10 protein-coding genes are annotated in these 21224 nt (G+C 36.9%); 1 reads left to right on the top strand and 9 read right to left on the bottom strand.

The window, feature by feature from the left end:
- Positions 1–58: 58 nt before the first annotated feature.
- The gene (locus IGI77_RS16715) at positions 59–4396 is read right to left on the bottom strand and encodes a bacterial Ig-like domain-containing protein (protein ID WP_438770378.1); all 4338 of its coding nucleotides are present in this window, start codon (positions 4394–4396) and stop codon (positions 59–61) included.
- Positions 4397–5152: 756 nt separating this feature from the next.
- Here IGI77_RS16715 and IGI77_RS16720 point away from each other — a divergent pair.
- Positions 5153–6637 (top strand): helix-turn-helix domain-containing protein, encoded by a 1485-nt coding sequence (locus IGI77_RS16720; RefSeq protein ID WP_438770379.1) that lies wholly within the window; start codon positions 5153–5155, stop codon positions 6635–6637.
- Between the two features lie 350 nt (positions 6638–6987).
- On the opposite strand, the gene IGI77_RS16725 is transcribed toward IGI77_RS16720, so the two are convergent.
- The 8 genes from IGI77_RS16725 to licT form a co-directional block, all read right to left on the bottom strand.
- Positions 6988–10818, bottom strand: a complete 3831-nt coding sequence (locus IGI77_RS16725; protein WP_438770380.1) for a bacterial Ig-like domain-containing protein — start codon at positions 10816–10818, stop codon at positions 6988–6990.
- A 549-nt stretch (positions 10819–11367) separates the two neighbouring features.
- Complete coding sequence (locus IGI77_RS16730) at positions 11368–12153, bottom strand: sulfite exporter TauE/SafE family protein (protein ID WP_438770381.1); 786 nt, start codon at positions 12151–12153, stop codon at positions 11368–11370.
- 207 nt (positions 12154–12360) lie between these two features.
- Entirely contained in the window at positions 12361–13761 is a 1401-nt protein-coding gene (locus IGI77_RS16735) for a glycoside hydrolase family 1 protein (protein ID WP_438770382.1), read from the bottom strand.
- A gap of 4 nt (positions 13762–13765) precedes the next feature.
- Positions 13766–15658: a beta-glucoside-specific PTS transporter subunit IIABC gene (locus tag IGI77_RS16740; RefSeq protein ID WP_438770383.1), complete on the bottom strand. Its 1893-nt coding sequence runs from the start codon at positions 15656–15658 to the stop codon at positions 13766–13768.
- Positions 15659–15794: 136 nt separating this feature from the next.
- Positions 15795–16673 carry a MurR/RpiR family transcriptional regulator gene (locus IGI77_RS16745; protein ID WP_438770384.1) on the bottom strand — a complete coding sequence of 293 codons (879 nt, stop codon included), beginning with the start codon at positions 16671–16673 and terminating at the stop codon, positions 15795–15797.
- A 214-nt stretch (positions 16674–16887) separates the two neighbouring features.
- Positions 16888–18318, bottom strand: coding sequence for a 6-phospho-beta-glucosidase (locus IGI77_RS16750; protein WP_270274293.1), 1431 nt, complete (start codon positions 18316–18318; stop codon positions 16888–16890).
- Between the two features lie 15 nt (positions 18319–18333).
- The gene (locus IGI77_RS16755) at positions 18334–20196 is read right to left on the bottom strand and encodes a beta-glucoside-specific PTS transporter subunit IIABC (RefSeq protein ID WP_270274294.1); all 1863 of its coding nucleotides are present in this window, start codon (positions 20194–20196) and stop codon (positions 18334–18336) included.
- An 80-nt stretch (positions 20197–20276) separates the two neighbouring features.
- On the bottom strand, positions 20277–21107 hold the full coding sequence (gene licT / locus IGI77_RS16760; protein WP_270274295.1) for a BglG family transcription antiterminator LicT: 831 nt from the start codon (positions 21105–21107) through the stop codon (positions 20277–20279).
- Positions 21108–21224: the final 117 nt, after the last annotated feature.

A 21224-nucleotide genomic window follows, 5' to 3' on the forward strand; every position in this document is an offset into this window, starting at 1 on the left:
TTTTTCAAATAAAATAAAGTACCCGGAAATAAATCCCGCATACTTTATTTTTTAGACATTACACTTTATTCGCTTTTCTTTTTTTCCAAAAGAAAATTACACCTGTTAGAAGCACAATTATGACACCTGCTACTAATTCAACTACTGATTTGTTTTCATTTGTTTTAGGAAGTGTTACCTGTTTCTTACTATCAGAAGTTATTTTTTTCCGATTCTCTTTCTCTTGTTCTGATGTCGTATGCGTTGAATCATTTGCAGGTTTTTCTTGGCTAGGTTTTTCTTTTACTGTGACTGTAGCCGTTACCGTAATTCCATCATAACTATACGATACTTCGTACCTACCTGCTTTGCTCGTATCAACTTGACTTGCGTCTACTGTCAAGTCTTCGTACACGACTTTCTTTCCTGCTTTGTCTAATGCATTGTCAAAATTTTCTTTTGCCGTCCATTTATCTCCGACGTAGATCGTTGAGTCATGGACATTGACGGCGGTCATTTTTTCTTTGACCGTGATAGTCGCTGTACTCGTTACACCATCATACGTATACGTGACGTCAAAGCTCCCTGCTTTGCTCGTGTCGGCTTTACTGGGATCAACCGTCAAATCTTGGAAATCTATTGAATTACCATTTTTATCTAACGCACTATCGAAATTATCTTCTGCTTGCCAGTTATCCCCCACGTAGATCGTTGAGTCATGAACATTAACGGCGGTCATTTTTTCTTTAACTGTGACAATTGCTGTACTCGTTATACCATCATACGTATATGTGACTTCAAAAGTACCTGCTTTATTTGTTTCTGCTTTACTAGCATCGACCGTCAGTTCTTGGAAATCTATCGGATTACCATCTTTATCCAACGCACTATCAAAATTATCTTCTGCTTGCCAGTTATCTCCTACGTAAATCGTAGAATCATGGACATTGACGGCTGTCATTTTTTCTTTAACTGTGACAATCGCTGTACTCGTTATACCATCGTACGTATACGTGACGTCAAAGCTGCCTGCTTTACTCGTGTCTGCTTTACTAGCATCGACCGTCAGTTCTTGGAAATCTATCGGATTACCATCTTTATCCAACGCACTATCAAAATTATCTTCTGCTTGCCAGTTATCTCCTACGTAAATCGTAGAATCATGGACATTGACGGCTGTCATTTTTTCTTTAACTGTGACAATCGCTGTACTCGTTACACCATCATACGTATACGTGACGTCAAAGGTACCTGCTTTACTCGTATCTGCCTTACTGTCATTCACCATCAGGGCTGAAAAGTCAACATCGTTGCCATCTTTATCCAACGCACCGTCGAAGTTATTCTCTGCTTCCCAATTATCTCCCACATAAATCGTAGAATCATGGACATTGACGGCTGTCATTTTTTCTTTGACCGTAATGACCGCTGTACTCGTTACACCATCGTACGTATAGGTGACTTCAAAAGTACCTGCTTTATTTGTTTCTGCTTTACTAGCATCGACCGTCAGTTCTTGGAAATCTATCGGATTACCATCTTTATCCAACGCTCTATCGAAGTTATCCTCTGCTTGCCAGTTATCCCCCACGTAGATCGTTGAGTCATGGACATTGACGGCTGTCATTTTTTCTTTGACCGTAATAACCGCTGTACTGGTTATACCATCATACATATATGTGACGTCAAAACTGCCTGCTTTACTTGTATCTGCTTTTCTGGCATCGACCGTTAGGGCAGAAAAATCAACATCGTTGCCATCTTTATCCAAAGCACCGTCGAAGTTATCCTCTACTTCCCAATTATCTCCTACATAAATCGTAGAATCGTGAACATTGACGGCGGTCATTTTCTCTTTGACCGTGATAGTCGCTGTACTGGTTATACCGTCGTACGTATACGTGACTTTAAAACTGCCTGCTTTACTTGTATCTGATTGACTGACATCGACCGTCAAATCTGAAAGTGCAACGTCGTTACCATCTTTATCTAACGCACTATCAAAATTATCTTCTGCTTCCCAGCTATCCCCCACGTAGATCGTTGAATCATGGACGTTGACGGCGGTCATTTTTTCTTTGACCGTGATAGTCGCTGTACTGGTTATACCGTCGTACGTATACGTGACTTTAAAACTGCCTGCTTTACTTGTATCTGATTGACTGACATCGACCGTCAAATCTGAAAGTGCAACGTCGTTACCATCTTTATCTAACGCACTATCAAAATTATCTTCTGCTTCCCAACTATCCCCCACGTAGATCGTTGAATCATGGACGTTGACGGCGGTCATTTTTTCTTTGACCGTGATAGTCGCTGTACTCGTTACACCATCATACGTATACGTGACGTCAAAGCTCCCTGCTTTGCTCGTGTCGGCTTTACTAACATCGACCGTCAGATCTGAAAGTGCAACGTCGTTGCCATCTTTATCTAATGCACTGTCGAAATTATCCTCTGCTTTCCAATTATCTCCCACATAAATCGTAGAATCATGGACATTAACGGCGGTCATTTTTTCTTTGACTGTAACAATCGCTGTACTCGTTACACCTTCGTACGTATACGTGACTTCAAAGCTCCCTGCTTTACTCGTGTCGGCTTCACTATCATTGACTACAAGATCTTGGAAATCTACTGAATTACCATCTTTATCTAATGCACTATCGAAATTATCTTCTGCTCGCCAGTTATCCCCTACATAAATCGTAGAATCGTGGACATTGACGGCGGTCATTTTTTCTTTGACCGTAATGATCACTGTACTCGTTACACCATCATACGTATACGTGACTTCAAAGCTGCCTGCTTTACTCGTGTCGGCTTTACTCGCATCGACCGTTAAAGCTGAAAAATCAACATCGTTGCCATCTTTGTCTAACGCACTATCGAAATTATCTTCTGCTTGCCAAACATCTCCTACATAGATTGTTAAATCATGGACGTTGACGGCAGTCATTTTCTCTTTGACCGTAATGATCGCTGTACTCGTTACACCATCATACGTATACGTGACTTCAAAGCTGCCTGCTTTACTTGTATTAACCTTACTGTCATCGACAATCAAATCTTGGAAATCTACTGAATTACCATCTTTATCTAATGCACTATCGAAATTATCCTCTGCTTGCCATGGATCACCCACATAAATCATAGAATCATGGACGTTGACGGCAGTCAGCCTAGGCTTAACAACTATTGTTGCATCCTTGGTTAGATTATTGAGAGTATAACTAACCGTATAAGTACCCGCTGTCTGTGTGTCTACTGTACCAGAAACAATCCCGCCGTTTGCTAAAAATTCCTCATAAGTTAGCTGTTTCCCTTCTTTTGATGAAGCCTCGATAAAGTTATCAATCGGTGACCATGTGTCTTTTGTATAAATAGTGCTATCTTTAATCGAAATATCGGTATAATCAATTTGCGCTTTCTGATAAACATAGGTAACAGTAAATTCACCACGTTTAAATTTTCCAATAGCATCTACAGGTAAGTTACTTGTATCTAGCTCATATCCAGGAATTTCTGGAATATAGTCACTAGTTGAAACGTCATAGGGCTGATTTGTACTATCATCAATTCGACGTGAAGGGTAGATTTCATTACCTGATTCATCTACATAGTTAATAGTTAAGTGGCTGTTTGTAAAACGGATATTGTATGCAGCTGCAAATAGATCATTCCCGTTAGCATCTTTGTAAGGAATAACCACAGTAAACCCAAAATACTCAACATCATCTGGGCTCCAACCTTGCGTGAAATTACTCCATGACATTTGTAAAGTGTTCACTCCTATTACTGGGTTACTATGTGATAAACCTGTCATGAAATATTGCTGATCCGATTTGTACTCGTAAAAGTTTCCGTCATCCCCACCTAACAGAAGACGAAAATATAGTTCATCCTGTATATATTTTTCAGGAATGGGTAAATCGATTACCAAAGACTTAAACTTAATAGGATCATATTCGACTGTTAAATCATAAGTGAACGTCTCTGAAGCTTCCATTGGAGTCATAATCGTCTTCGAGTCTTTTTTATGTATTTGATTCTGGTCAGCATTATCTGTCATACTTTCTCTCGTATCGGATCCAGATGACTGGCTTTCAGATAGTTCTTTCCTGTTATCCGATTGCTCCTCATTAATAACAGCATCATCTTCTAGACTGCTTGACATTTCATCCCCCAAAGGGTTTTCCTTTGCTTCACTTTCAGAAAATACATCTTTGTTATCAGGCGACGGTTCCTGATTTTCACTTTTTTCAAAGCTGTTCAAAGATTCCGATAAAAGATTGGCAGCTTCTTGTTCTTGAGCGGGTGCTGATCCGAGCGTATCTGTCAATGCTTGTACTGGATTCATTACCACAGAGCCTAACAATAAACCTACTAAAAATAGTTGCATATTCTTGTTTTTCATTCGTTTCTCCTCGTTTCAATTTAACAAAAGGTATCTTCGCATTAAACCACACATTTTAATTCATCCTCCCACTAAGGTTATTACATAAAATTATTTGCTAAATGCTATGATTTATAATGTGTATATTAGAAGTGCGTAACCTATACTTCATCATGGAAATGTTTATTATCTATGCTTTCTTCATCTTAAATATCTTACTTATCTAGTTATTTCATCCAAAGACTAAAATCGTACTTGTTCTATTATCCTTCTTTTTTGTGTATAGAAATTTCTATTTTTTTCATGGGATTTAAATAATAGAACTACAAAATTTTAATACTACTTACAATAGAACTGACTATCACGACAATAAATAAAGTTTAGTAAATACAACAACCATCTTATTTATACATTCATTAAAGTAATTTTTATTTTTTCATAAAACCTACAATATTTGTCTATTAGTAGGTCCGCCTGCACTTGGTATCTTATCAATTGAATTCATCTTCTCTCCAACGGTAGCGATGTTATTATCAGATTCTTCTATTTTAGTGCTGTCTTTCTTTTTATATTCACTACACATTCAATATATTAATTAAAATTATTTTCGCACAACATTTATTTGTAATTAATAAATTTATTGGCAATAAAAAAGCGTTAGATTATTTTGCGTTTTTTCAATCACGGTGGTATGATAGCACACAGAAAAAGCGCTCGCTATTTACAATTCTGGTATACCATTGTACGGAAACTGTGTTTGAGAAAGGGGGGAATTGTATGATACCTGACTACTTAAGAAGGGAAATATCTGTTTTATTTTTTATCATAAACAAAGAACAAACAACCACAAAAGAAATTGCGGAAAGCTTACAGATCACTCCTCGAAAAGTACGGGATACCTTAACCATCATCAATAAACATTTTGAGGAATTTCATAGCATCAGTAGTTTTATTCTCATAAAAAACTCTGGTGTGGTGCAAATCAACTCTGAATTCAAAGAACATTCAGTCTCTTCCGCCTACTCTCTGAAATTGCACCTATTAAAAAACAATGCAGCGTTTAATTATACCGTTTTGTTGCTTACTCGAAGCTCACTGCATAAAGATCATGTATTAAATGAACTCTTTATTTCCCCCAGCTATCTGAACATACTAACCCAAAAATTAAATGAATTTTTCTCAGGTTTTGATTTCCGCATTACAGTTAGAGAGGGCTATTATACTTTAGTTGGCGATGAAATGAATATTCGCTTGTTCTCTTATCTATACTTGCAAGATTCTTTTCATGATTTAGAGTGGCCATTTCGAGATATCTCCCTTCACAGTATTCGCGCATCAGTTCCCGAAGAAATCCTGGAAGAATCTTACAAACGTTCTTTTACAAAAAATAGATCACTTTATATTTTATATGCTATTTTGCAAACAAGAATCCATAGTAATCATCGTTTGGTTCAACCAGAATCCTTATTGACTCGAACTTTGTTTACAATTATTTTTGAAAGTTTTGATGCAGCAGTAATCTTTCAAAAAAACAGCTTCGGATCCCTTGATGATAGTACGAAAAATAACGAGATTCTCTATTTTAATTTTCTTTCCCATCTTTTCATTTCAGACATTATCCCTATAGAAGAAAAGATAAAACTAGGAAAAACTTTTTTCGAATCAGATCATTCTTATTGCACTTTCTCTCGCGACGTTTTGGCAGCTAGTTCTGTTCTAATAAACGACAAACTCTCTGATCAGAACAGGTATCTTGTTCTCTACTATTTAACCTTATTCAACGCTTTTTATTTTTTGATAGGAGATACGATTGACTGCTTCGCCCAACTATTTATTCCACCTTTATTTTTTCGATCAAATGTTCAAAATGACTATATGAATGTCATAAAAAAAACTGTTTCTATCTACACCAAAGATGAAAATCACACCAAATTTTTATCAAGTCTGCTCTATACGCTCCACACCGCTAATATAAAGACAGAAGTTACAATATACTTACAACTAGTAAAAGACTATTCCGCCAGTTTTTATATTGAAAATAGTCTTATGAACTTCTTTAATAAAGAACACATCAATATTACCGATAATTACGAGATAGCCGATATCGTCGTTACTGATACATTAGTACGATCCGATCCTAAGAAAAAAGTGTTTTATTTGAACTCGATAGAAAATGACGGACGATGGGCTGAGTTACTTTTTCTGATTCAACGTGTTTATTTGGAAAAACAGCACATCCAAAAGGAAAAATTCAGTTTGTAAAGGTTATAGATGTGCATTTTTCTCGGGTACAAATACTCAACATACGATCTATTCATTCATCGTTAGGAAGAAATTCCTTTTTCAAGAAAGCATATGAATTATCTATTGAAGTGATACATCTATAATAGAACGGCTTAGTTCATGCTCATACACTGCTCGTTTTCTTGGTACTATTTTTTCAATACTCTCTTTAAAAAATTGATACTAAATTATGAGAGTCTTATGCCAATCATTTTCGATAAATAATAACTTGCGACTATCAGGGTTCATTTATACCTTTGGTTCTGATAAAAATTTATCATACACAAATAAAGTACTTGGGAATGAATCCCAAGTACTTTATTTAATCATTACGATTTATTCGCTTTTCTTTTTTTCCAAAAGAAAATTCCACCTACCAATAACACAATTATGAACCCTGCTGCTAATTCAACCACTGATTTGCTTTCGTTTGTTTTCGGAAGTGCTTCATGTTTCTTACTATCAGAGTTTATCTTTTTCTGATTCTCTTTCTCTTGTTCTTGTGATGTATGCTCTGAATCATCTGCAGGTTCTTCTTGGCTAGGTTTTTCTTTTACTGTGATGGTGGCCGTTACTGTAATCCCATCGTAAGTATACATTACTTTGTAACTACCTGCTTTGCTCGGATCAACTTGACTTGTATCTACTGTCAGGGCAGAAAATGCGACCTCGTTACCATCTTTATCTAACGCACTGTCGAAGTTATCTTTTGCTTGCCAAGTATCTCCTACGTAAATCGTAGAATCGTGGACATTGACGGCTGTCATTTTCTCTTTGACTGTGATAGTCGCTGTACTGGTTATACCATCGTACGTATAGGTAACTTCAAAACTGCCTGCTTTACTTGTATCTGCTTGACTAACATCGACAATCAGATTTTGGAAATCTATTGAATTGCCATCTTTGTCTAATGCACTGTCGAAATTATCTTTCGCTTCCCAGGTTTCTCCTACATAAATCGTAGAATCGTGGACATTGACGGCTGTCATTTTCTCTTTGACCGTGATAGTCGCTGTACTCGTTACACCATCGTACGTATAGGTGACTTCAAAAGTTCCTGCTTTACTTGTATCTGCTTGACTCGCATCAACCGTCAGATCTTGGAAAGCTACTGAATTACCATCCTTGTCTAACGCGCTATCGAAATTATCTTTCGCTTCCCAGTTATCTCCCACGTAGATCGTTGAATCATGGACGTTCACCGCGGTTTGTTTTTCTTTGACTGTAACAATCGCTTTACTGGTTACACCATCATACGTATAGGTAACTTCAAAGCTACCTGCTTTACTCGTATCAGCTTGACTCGTATCAACCGTCAGATCTTGGAAAGCTACTGAATTACCATCCTTGTCTAACGCGCTATCGAAATTATCTTCTGCTTCCCAGTTATCTCCCACGTAGATTGTTGAATCATGGACGTTCACCGCGGTTTGTTTTTCTTTGACTGTAACAATCGCTTTACTGGTTACACCATCATACGTATAGGTAACTTCGAAAGTTCCTGCATTACTTGTATCTGCTTGACTCGCATCAACCGTCAGATCTTGGAAAGCTACTGAATTACCATCCTTGTCTAACGCGCTATCGAAATTATCTTTCGCTTCCCAGTTATCTCCCACGTAGATCGTTGAATCATGGACGTTCACCGCGGTTTGTTTTTCTTTGACTGTAACAATCGCTTTACTGGTTACACCATCATACGTATAGGTAACTTCAAAGCTACCTGCTTTACTCGTATCAGCTTGACTCGTATCAACCGTCAAATCTTGGAAATCTACTGAATTACCATCTTTATCTAATGCACTATCGAAATTATCTTCTGCTTGCCATGAATCCCCCACGTAGATCGTTGAATCATGGACGTTGACTGCGGTTTGATTCGCTTTGACCGTAATCGTGGCCGTACTAGTCACGCCATCATAGCGATAATTCACTTGATATGTCCCCGGAGTGTTAGCATCTACGCTGCCTTCTACCGTTACATCTTGGAAAGCTACTGGATTGCCATCTTTATCCAAAACACTATCGAAATTATCCTCTGCTTGCCATGAATCCCCCACGTAAATCGTTGAATCATGGACGTTGACTGCGGTTTGATTCGCTTTGACCGTAATCGTGGCCGTACTAGTCACGCCATCATAGCGATAATTCACTTGATATGTCCCCGGAGTGTTAGCATCTACGCTGCCTTCTACCGTTACATCTTGGAAAGCTACTGGATTGCCATCTTTATCCAAAACACTATCGAAATTATCCTCTGCTTGCCATGAATCCCCCACATAAATCGTAGAATCATGGGCGTTGACTGCGGTTTGATTCGCTTTTACCGTAATCGTGGCCGTACTAGTCACGCCATCATAGCGATAATTCACTTGATATGTCCCTGGAGTGTTAGTATCTACGCTGCCTTCTACCGTTATATCTTGGAAAGCTACTGGATTACCATCTTTATCTAATGCACTATCAAAGTTATCTTCTTCTTGCCAGCTATCTCCCGTATAAATGGTTGAATCATGGACTTGGATCGAAGCAGAAGCTTGTTTTTGCCAAACATACGTATCCGCCATCGTTCCTCCAGCATAAGTACGTAACAAATCTGCACTTGTCAATATAGTGGTTCCTTTGGGATTGTCGACTGTTCCAGAACCAACATTTTGCCAATAGCCTGTATACATATTACTTACAGGAATGGCTGGAAGTGCTGCAACTGGATATAATTTTTTTATATTGGTTCCTAATTTAAGTTGTTTCAGCATCGTTGCTCCGTCAAACATAGCGCTAAGATATCCAAATTCCTTGCTAGTATCAAAGCTTGATAAATCTAATGATACTAAGTTCGTCATTCCAGCAAACATTAAAGAAAATCCTATCACATTTGAGGTGTTAAAATTTGAAAGATCTAAATCAGTGATGCTTGCCGCATTTCTAAACATGGCAGTCATGCTGGTCACTTGGCTTGTGTCAAAGGTTGAAACATCTAATGAGGAAACACCTATACCTTCAAACATATTGTCCATATTTTTTACAAGACTGGTGTCAAAACTTGACAAATTGATGTTTGTTAAAGATTGAGTACCAGTAAACATACTCGCCATGTTTTGAACCTGTGTAGTATCGAAAGAACTTACATCAAGCGATGCTAATTCTGCTAAGCCATTAAACATATATCTCATATCTCTGACTTGACTCGTGTCAAAGTTGGAGAGATCTAAAGAAGAAACTTCCCCTGCACGATCAAACATTGCAGCCATATTCGTGACTTGGCTTGTATCAAAGCTAGAAACATCTATAGATGTAAAGTTTGCCCGTGAAAACATACTCCCCATATCTGTGACTTGACTTGTATCAAAATTTGCAAGATTGACTTGCTTTACGTTTGATAAGAAAAACATCCCATTCATGTTGGTTACTTGACTCGTATCAAAACTGGATAAATCTAATGCTTCAATCCCAGTGCCATAAAACATTTCGCTCATATCTTTAACTTGCCTCGTGTCAAAATTTGAAACATCCACGGACGAAAGGCTATGAGTATTAATAAACATCCTATACATATCTCTGACATTAGAAGTATCTAGTCTATCCAAATTTTGAATAGCCGTTAAGTTTATCATTCCATCAAAAAAACTTCGTAAGCTTAATCCAGCTATAACATTTCCTTCAAAGACTATTTCTTTGATCGTCTCTAAATACCCACCCCAGAGATTCATTACATTATCTTCCAGCTGTCCTGCACCAATATGTAAAACACCGTTAGAATCAATCCGCCAAGGAGCAGTCCCTGCGGTTCCTGAAGCTATATCTTGAATTGCTGCATCTTGTATCACTTGATCCACTTCGTTCGCTGATGAAGGGTTGCTGTTATTTGCTTGTGGCGAACTCGAAGTCGTCTGGCTTTCCGTGGTTTTTGTCTGCTCAGAGGTCTCGTCCCCATTGCGGCTTTCTTTCGAGGAATCTTCCTCCCCGGTATCCGTTTCGCTAACATTGGTTTCATTGACAGACGTACTTTCTACACCATCATTGTCTTTTTCCGAAAAGCTGCTTTCACTTGTTTCTTTTCCAGTATCTTCAGTAGTCGCTTTATTATTAGTAGTAATTTCTTGATTCTGATTTTTTTCAGTTTCAATCACATCCGCTGCTACTTGGTATGAATTTATCATAGACGGAGCTACTAATAACAGCACACTAAAAAGTGATACAAACCCTTTTTTCATCTTTACCTCTGCCTTTCTTTTTTACCTTTGATCCACCAAATGAGCCTTTTACCTATAGAAAAAATTTCCATGCCTCTATTCATACAAAATAAAGCAGTAAGGAAAAGTATTTGACTGTTTGCAGGTCATTAATTGACCGAGGTATCGTATCACAGAGAAAAAGAAACTGCCATCTACAATTTTGGTATAACAGTGTACGAGAATTGTGTTTTAGAAGTGAATAAATGTAAATGCTCTACTAGAACATCATAAAGATTAAATAACAAAATCCAAAAATTCAAAGTTTTTAAGCCACAATAATACTAATTGAAAGATTCAATGTCTTAGTAATCTATCATCTGGACTTTATTCTTTCATATGCTTCAATCGAAAGAATGAAAAATTATATTTATTCCAACCTACCCAAACTAGTTGGCTTTCACCGGTGCAAGACTATTGTCCAACGACGAAGTTTTTAAATAAAGCTAGTAGAATACAAACTGTAAAGCATAGTTTTCAAATTGTATATCTAAAAATATTTATTAAAGTAATCAAAGATAGCGCCAGCATAAATAGTATATACAACAATTCAATTTTTCTAGAACTAAGTCTCTGATTAAGAATTGTCCCAATATAACCACCCATTATAGCAACGAAAACTAGTATGGGAACGAGCGGCAAATTAAACTGTCCATATTCACCCACATAGACAATTGAAATAATTTTGGCGATTTGAGAAAAAAATACCGTCGCAAGGGAGTATATTACTGCATCTCGCATGCCAAATCCGTATAAAATTACGAGTAATGACACATTAAGCGGTCCGCCGCCAATCCCTAAGAAAATTGAAATACTTCCTAGAAACAATCCTAAGAAAATCGTTGATATAGTAGAAGGGTTTTCAACTTTCTTTTTTTCTGGTCCAATGCGTGTATAAATGATTAAAAATACTAAGGTTATAAAGAGAATAATTGATTGTACTAATTGAACGCTTTGCTGCTCATAGTTTCCTACAATACTATTTAGTATGTAATCACCGAGATATCCACCTATCAAAGAGCCACTCGAGATACCTGCAAGCATTTTTAAATTGAATTTGAACCCTCTTTGCCATTGCTTATAAATAGAGACAATACACATAGTAAAGACAACAACTGTCGTATAAAAACTAACCACGATAACTGAATCGTTACTAAAGGTATCAACGAATGATTTTAAAACGATCCCTCCTCCGATTCCTGTTAAAGAACCAATAATCGTTGCTAAGAATGAGACAATAACATAAAGTATGTTTTCGAGCATCCTTTTCCTCCAATCTAGATAAAGCCTATCAGAAACTAAAATGGGTCTGATAGGCTTTATCTATTTACATTTTTTTGCGTTTTCCCTATAACTTATTCAGCCAAAAATACCAGCAGAATTGACGAATCGCTATTCTCTACGCTTTAATTAGATTTGTATAGAAAACACCGCAGATCCTCACAAAAGCTGTGCTATATTTTGTTTTATTTACAATTCCTCGCCATTTGTAGCTATCACTTTTTGATACCAGTAAAAGGAATCCTTCTTTATTCTTTGGCAGCTTCCTTTCCCATAATCATCTATATCAACGTAAATAAAGCCATATCTCTTGCTCATTTCACCAGTGCTGGCAGAAATTAAATCAATTGGTCCCCATGAGGTATACCCCATGACTGGGATTCCGTCCAGTTCAATAGCTTTTTTAACTTCCAGCAAATGTCGGCGCAAATAATCCACTCGATAGTCATCATGAATGGTGCCATCATCTTCCAATTTATCTTGTGCACCAAGTCCATTTTCAACAATTATTAAAGGCTTTTCGTAACGATAATAAAGGGTATTCAAGGCAAACCGTAATCCCTGCGGATCAATCGGCCACCCCCATTCAGTACGTTCTAGGTAAGGATTTTTGTAGCCAGTCTCTAAGCCATTTAACCCTTTTAAAATTCCTTTTGTTTTTTTACCACAAACATGGGTCAGATAATAGCTAAACGAAATAAAGTCAACTGTTCCTTCTTGTAAAATAGCTTCATCACCTTCTAATACTGGTAAGGTAATATTTAGCCGTTCTAATTCTTTTACTTTATAATTTGGATATCTTCCACGTACTTGTACATCCGCATAAAACAGCATTAGCTTTTGAAATGCTTCATTCCCTTGGATGTCATCAGGATGACTACTGTTAGGATAAGAAAAATGTCCGTTATACATCATACCCACTTGATTGTTTTCGTCAATTTCATGTGCCAGTTTGACTACTTGAGCGCTGGCAATAAATTGATTGTACGCTGCAATCATTTTATCCTCTTCATTTCCTGAAACACTAATTCCTCCAGCATTCCAAGGCATTGTTGACATGTTATTAATTTCATTAAATGTCAGCCAATAGCGAATACGCCCTTTAAAATGATTTAGCATTGTTTTGGCGTATCGCACGAAAAATTCAACAGTTTTTCTCCCTTTCCAAAAACCGTATTTTTCTAATCCTAATGGTGTATCAAAATGTTGGAGAGTCACTAGCGGCTCAATCCCATAAGATAAACAAAGATCAATTATCTTATCATAGAAATCAAGCCCCTTTTTATTGACCTCATGATCATCACCATTTGGAAAAATCCGCGTCCATGCAAACGACAGACGATACACTTTAAATCCCATCTCCGCAAATAAAGCAATATCTTTAGCATAATATTCATAATGTTTTATCGCTTCATGTGTCGGATAAAATTGATCCTTCTCAATAGTCTGGGTAATCGCTCTAGGTTGCCCATGTTCGCTTATCGGCATCCTATCAGCGGTACTCAAACCTTTCCCGTCTTTATTATACGCTCCTTCTATCTGCGCTGCTGAAGTCGCTCCACCCCATAAAAAACCTTTTGGAAATGGCATTGTCTCACTCCTTTATTCTTACTCTCATCAATTCTTGACCCATTTGAATAGCGCCTCTTCTAGTTGGTACAACATCATCATAGTTACTACTATTTGTGATTAAAATAGGTGTCGTTGTTTCTAAGTTTCGGGATCGTATATAGTCAATATCCATTTCGACTAATAAATCACCTTTTTCTACCCTATCCCCTTGTTTTACATGGGCTTTAAACCCTTTTCCTTCAAGGCTGACTGTATCCAAACCACAGTGAATCAACAACTCTATTCCATTGTTGCCAATCAGACCAATCGCATGCTTACTCTCCATAAATACAGAAATTGACCCATGAAAAGGTGCATATATTAGACCATCTTTAGGAATAACTGCGACTCCTTTTCCTAGCAGACCCTTAGCGAATACTTCATCATTTACTTGTTCTAAAGGAAGTACTTGTCCATCCATCGGAGCGTCAACATAGATAGGTTCTTTCTGTAGTTGAGCATCTGAAGAAGACGTATGAACCAATGATTCTTCTTGTTCAATAATTTTTTCTTTTTCCTCGTCTATGCCCAAAATAAGTTGAGCTGCAAAAGCACCCACAAAAGCAATCGCAATGCCTATAACCGTATAAGTCAGATTAGAAAAGCCATCTTCTCCGATGAAACTTGGAAGCGCCAATATTCCCGGGGGTACCTGCTGGTAACGACCCACACCCATAATCCCAAGAAAAAGACCACCTAATCCACCACCAATCATCGCTGAATACAATGGTTTACGATAAGGTAAGTTGACTCCATATAGTGCAGGTTCTGTGATTCCTAAAATTGCAGAAATACCAGTGGAAATCCCTAAAGAGCGGAGTTTAACGTTTTTTGCCCGTATCGCTACTGCCAAAGCTGCTCCACCTTGCGCAATGTTAGATACTAGCATTCCTGGTCCAGCAACTGTATCAAAACCAAATTTTGCTAAAGAATTGATCCCAATGGAAATCAAGGCGTAATGCATACCTGTCATTACTAAAAGTGGTGTGAACGTTCCAACAATCATTGGAATTAACCAACTTGCATAGCCATCAAGCCATTTGATCCCACCGGCTAAGCCATCTCCTAAAAAAGCGCCTAAAGGACCAATCACAATTAACGCAACCGGGGCAACTATAAATAGTGTAATTAATGGTGTGCTAAAAATTCTCGTTACTTTTGGAACAATTTTATCCACTCTTGGTTCAATAAATGACATAAACCAAATGGTTAAAATAATTGGTATCACTGAGGAACCATAATTAACCAGTGTTACGGGCAAACCAAATAGATAAATTGCTTCTCCAGATTCCCTGGCAGTTGCAATCATGGCAGTAAATGTTGGGTGAAGTAAAATCCCACCAATTGTGATCGATAGATAAGGATTGGTGCCAAATTTTACGGAAGCTGAATGGGCTAGCAACATTGGTAAGAAATAAAAAATAGCATCACTCACAAAATTTAAAATTTGATAGGTCTGTCCATCCGTATTGATCCATCCAAGTAAAACCACAATTGCTAAGATCGCTTTTAACATACCTGATCCCGCTAGTGCAGGAACAATTGGAACAAAAATACCAGCAACTGTATCCAATACTTTGTTTAAAGTTGATTTGTCTTGTGTTTCTGCCGCCTTTTCTTCTCGATCAGAAACTCCCACAATTTCTTGCAGTGCCTTATAAACATATTTCACATCATTACCGATGATCACTTGAAATTGTCCACCTTGATTTACCGCCCCAAGCACCTCTTCAATGCTTTTGATTGCTTCGAGATTGACTTTCTCATTGTTGTTTAAAGTAAATCGTAGTCGTGTTGCACAATGCGTGAATGTCTTTATATTGTCTGATCCGCCAACATCTTCTAAAATACTCTGTGCTAGTTTTTCATAATCCATAACTTTACCTCCCCACTTTCATACTCCCATTATACGAATGCGCATCCAAAAATAATTCGTTTTCAAAAAACAAAAAAGAGTGTTGCGTAAAAAGCGTATAAAACGCTTCCATTTACGCAACACTGTTTCTTATTAGCTAATTTTGAATCAAAGGATTATCAGAATAACGATATTTTTGATAACTTCTTGCAATTCTCTTTTTATTATTCCAAGCTTCCTGATAGTTCTTTGCAAAAATACTTGCGAATAAACAATCTAATAAATACATTACGGATAAATCACTGCTAAAGTTACCCGAGTTATTGATGAGTTTCTCTCTTGTTGAGATTCTTAATGCAAGATTTGTAGACTTTGCTAATGTATTATCCCCAAAAGAGGTAAGAGCAATCGCAGGTGTTTTTTTGTTTTTTAAGGCATCTAACACCCGAATCATATCCTGCGTTTCGCCGGAGTATGAAATAAGTAAGTAGCAGTCTTCAGGGCTTGCATAATGAATACTATAAAAAGCTAGGTCGAACCGTGATATTACTTCGACGGAACGGCCAATCTCCATCATCTTATTTTTAAATTGATTAGCCAGATTAATATGATTTCCTGCAGAATAGATATATATTTTCCGACTATTATTTAATAGCTGGACAACTTTCTCCATCGTTTCATAGTCTTGGATAGCTAAAGTATCTCTAAGCGTTTCCGTATACAGTTGACCTATTTTATTTGAAACTGTCCACGGATGATCCCTAGGTTCAAACGGGTGATTGGGATCAATTTCTGTAAAATGAGATTGCAGATACTTATACTCTGATAAATAGGCTTCCTTAAAATCACTATACCCCTCATAACCAATTTTTTTACAGAATCTTGTAATCGTTGAAGGGGCAACAAACATAACTTCTGCTAGTTTACGCGCACTCAGCCTTTTCAAATTATCTGGCTCATTTAAAAAGTAACTTGCAATAGTCTTTTCAATTTCACTCATTGTCTCTTGGCTCGTCAGCTTTTCATGTATTAACATTTTTTTGCTCCCTGTTTAGATATTATATGTACCCAAATTATCACATATTAACAGGGTATGCTAATAAAATTTACTAGAAATACCCTCCAAGCGTTGCATTCTAACACATAGAGGGTATTTCATTTACCTATTAGCAATGACTTCTTTTACTATAAGCAGTAATGGGATTTAAGATCCTTACTTGAGTCACACTATAAATCTTGGGTACGTAAGCTTAAATTTGTTCTCCATTTGTAGCAATCACTGTTTTATACCAAGCATATGATTTTTTCTTCGTACGCTTCAGTGTTCCCTTTCCTTCGTTATCTCGATCCACATAAATAAAACCATACCGTTTTTTCATTTCCCCAGAACCAGCACTAACGATATCAATACAGCCCCACATCGTATAGCCAAGTACGGGTATACCATCAAGGTCAATCGCGTTTTTTATTTCTTTAATGTGATCAGCCATATAATCAATACGATAATCATCTTCTACATAACCATTTTCATCTGGTATATCGTTGGCACCTAACCCATTTTCTACGATAAATAATGGCTTTTGATAACGATCATACAATTCAATTAAAATAATTCGCATACCTAAAGGATCAATTTGCCAGCCCCATTCAGAAGAAGGCAGAAAGGGATTTTTAACTGAATCAAATACATTTCCTGTTGTTTTTTCAGCAATTTCTGGATCAGCAGTTCCAACTCTAGACATATAATAGGAAAATGAAATAAAGTCTACTGTATTTTCTTTTAATAATTCGACATCACCAGCTTCGAAAACAACTTCAATTCCTTCATTTTCAAACTTTTTCAACATAAACGTTGGATACTCTCCACGAGCTTGAACATCTGAAAAGAAATAATCTTCTCTATCTCGTAATTGACTGACTAATACGTCTTTTGGATCACAACTATACGGATAGTGTTTTCCTCCAGCCAACATACAACCTACTTGATTTTCTGGATCGATCTCATGCGCAATTTTTACTGCTAATGCATTGGCGACTAATTCGTTATGCGCAGCTTGATATTTAACTTTAGTAGCTTCTTTTTCTGACAAATCACCAATATAAACGCCAGCTCCCATAAAGGGTGCATGTAAAATCATATTGATTTCGTTAAAGACTAACCAATATTTTACAAGACCTTTGTAGCGAGTCAAAATTGTTCGACAATATTTTTCAAAGAAGCCAATCATTTCTCGGCTGCGCCATGATCCGTATTTTTCTACAAGATACATAGGCGTATCGAAATGAGAAATGGTAACTAAAGGTTCGATCCCGTACTTTTTACATTCTTTGAAAACATTCTCATAGTATTGTAATCCTTGTTCATTCGGCGCCTTTTCATCTCCTCGTGGGAAAATTCTTGTCCAAGCAATCGACATTCGGTAAGTTTTGAATCCCATTTCAGCAAAAAGAGCAATATCTTCTTTATAACGATGATATCCGTCAATCGCCTCTTTTGCTGGATAGAAGTATCCTTCTTCAAAATCAAACATTTTCTTTTCTCCAAAAACAACTGCTCTGCGATCGTTCCCTACTGGTAGTAAATCTACATTTGACAAACCACGTCCCTCTTCATTATAAGCACCTTCATATTGATTGGCCGCAGTAGCGCCTCCCCATAAAAAGCCTTTCTGAAATCCCATAAATAGTCCTCTTTTCTATCTTAGATTGAATAACTCTTGACCTCTAGTAACTTGATCTTGCCCTTTTGATATATGTTCTATCCTTTTATTCGAAGTACTTAAGTTGGTCACTACTACTGGTGTAGTTACATCGAATCCTTCTTTTTTCAGTAACTCAATATCAAACTCTAAGAGCAATTGTCCTTTTATAACTCTTTCACCATCTTTTACCTTTGGAGAGAAACCTTTTCCTTCCAATTTCACTGTGTCCATTCCGACATGAATTAGCAATTCATCCCCGCTATCAGAAAGTATACCGATTGCATGACCGGTTTTGAACATTACTTGAATGATCCCATCAACCGGTGAATAAACTTTCCCCTCAGTAGGAACAATAGCTGTACCGTCTCCTAGTAATTTTTGAGCAAACGTTGCATCATTAACATCTTCTATAGAAACTACTGTTCCTGTTAACGGAGAAGCTACAATAGCTTTCTCTTGAATGATTGTGTCTGGTAAATTCACATCAGCTTTATTATTAGTTGACGTCCCAACATCCTCAAATTTTAATATCAGCGTCAGTAAAAATGCACTAACTAATGCAATAATAGCAACAATCGCTGCATTCAGAATATTAGAAGGTTGATCTGGTGAGATAAACTGAATCAAGGCGATTAATCCTGGGGATGCAAATACATAGGCTTTAAGATTTAACAGCCCCACAAAGATCCCTGCGATACCAGACCCGATCATAGCCGCAATTAATGGACGTTTTAAACGAATCAATACACCAAATAAAGCCGGTTCTGTAATCCCTGCAACTCCAGCTGAAATAACGGAAGAAAAACCAATTGACTTCATATTTTTATTTTTAGATTTAATGGCTACAGCTAATGTAGCTCCAGTCAATGCAAAATTATTTGCTAACATCATTGGGAAAAAGAAGTTATCTACCCCCTGATTTGCTAAACTAGATATAACGATTGGATCGAAAGCATGATGCATTCCTGTAAAGATTAACAACGGCATCAAAGCTGATAATATAGCTTTTGTTAACCATGGAGAGTATTGTTGAGCAACATCAGTTATTCGAACCAACCCTTCTCCTATGATTGCTCCTAATGGTGCAAAAATAATTAGCACAACAGGCACTGTAATTAATAACGCAAGCATCGGTCTGAAAATTGACTTACTCCAACCAGGAGTAATTTTATCTACACCTATCAAAACATATTTCAACACCCATGTAGCTAACAAAGGCGGAACAACTGAATAAGTATAACTTGTTGCGTAAATTGGAATATTTAAGAAGGATAACCCATTTCCGCTCAGTGCTTCTATTAAAGTAGGGTGGACAAGTAATGCAGAAACAGCCATAGATAGTACAATATCTATGTTTAATTTCATAGCCGCAGTATAGGCTATATAGATTGGCAAGAAGTAGAAACCTACATCTCCAATAATATTTAACACGTCAACCGTTGGTGTATCTGTAATATGAAAGATTGCTAACACAGAAACCAATAATTTGATCATACCGCTTCCCAAAATGACAGGAAGCGCACCAGTTAAAGAACCTGAAATATAATCGAAAATCGAAGACGTATACCGTTTAAATGATCGATCCTGTTTTTTGCTTTCTACCTCTTCTTCACCTTGAATAGTTTTCGGTAAAGAACTAAATACATTAGCTACTTCTCCACCAATAATAATCTGATATTGGCCTCCTTGTTTCATCAATCCTTTCACACCATCGATATTTTCAACTGATGAATCACTTGCTAGCGATTCATCTTTTAAAACTAGTCTCAAGCGTGTCATGCAGTGAGTTGCTGACTGAATATTTTTAGTACCACCTACTGCTGTAACAATTTCAGATGCAATTTTCTTTGTATCCATAATATTCCCTCCTAAAAATAAAAGACCCAAACTCATAGATCGAGTTTGGGTCTAGCTCGTTTTACCGATAACAATCCCGTTTATATATTATTTACCACACGATTAATATGAATAGTAAGGTAAGCTAACTCAGCTGTCGTAAGCTTATACCCCGTTTCTTCAAGTACATAATTATTGATTTTGAGTGCACATTCGTATTCTTTCGGATAGCTGTGACGAATTAAAGAAAACAATTCAATATTATCATCTGGCAAAGGGCGATTCATGGTGATTCTTTGAACAAAAAATTTCAAATGAGTCAGCATACGTTCATAGGACAGACTAGTTTCTGTGAATTCCGTATTAAATGAGTATTGAATAATACTTAGGATTTGCTTAATTATCTTTGTCATTCCCATCGTACCATCCATTGTAGAATCCATCTCAGCATTAACAATATGTAAAGCTATCGTTACTGCCTCATCAATAGGCAGGTCAACCTTCAATCTTTTAGAGATAATTTGCAATGCTTCTTTTCCAATCAAATATTCGTGATTGTAAAAATGTCGAACTTCCCAATCTAAAGGATTTTTAAATTCGATTCCATTATTAAATCGTTCGATTGCAAAGTGAATATGGTCGGTCAACGAAATATAAATACTATCACTAATCTTTTTAGCCAATGACAGCTTAGCGTACGAAATAATTTCATCGATCGTTTTGATTTCCTCTACCGAAATATCAGTTAACAAACTGCCAAATCGATTGGTCGTTGCTCCATTTTCTAAGGAAAAAACTTTTTCGATTTTCTTTTCATCGAGTTTGTTTCCAACTTTCTGATTAAAGCCTACACCTTTTCCCATAATCACCACTTCATTGCCATTTTGAGTGGAAGTAACAATATTGTTATTGATTATACGTTCAATTTCCATCACTAACCTCCTTCCTCTTACTTTTTCACACAAAAAAAGGCATACTCAACTAGAAACGCTGAATATAACCTGGGTCAAGCTTACTTGCGTAATAACAATTCCATTATTATATACCGA

The sequence above is a fragment of the Enterococcus sp. DIV0213h genome (assembly GCF_051711285.1).
Classification (GTDB): domain Bacteria; phylum Bacillota; class Bacilli; order Lactobacillales; family Enterococcaceae; genus Enterococcus_D; species Enterococcus_D casseliflavus.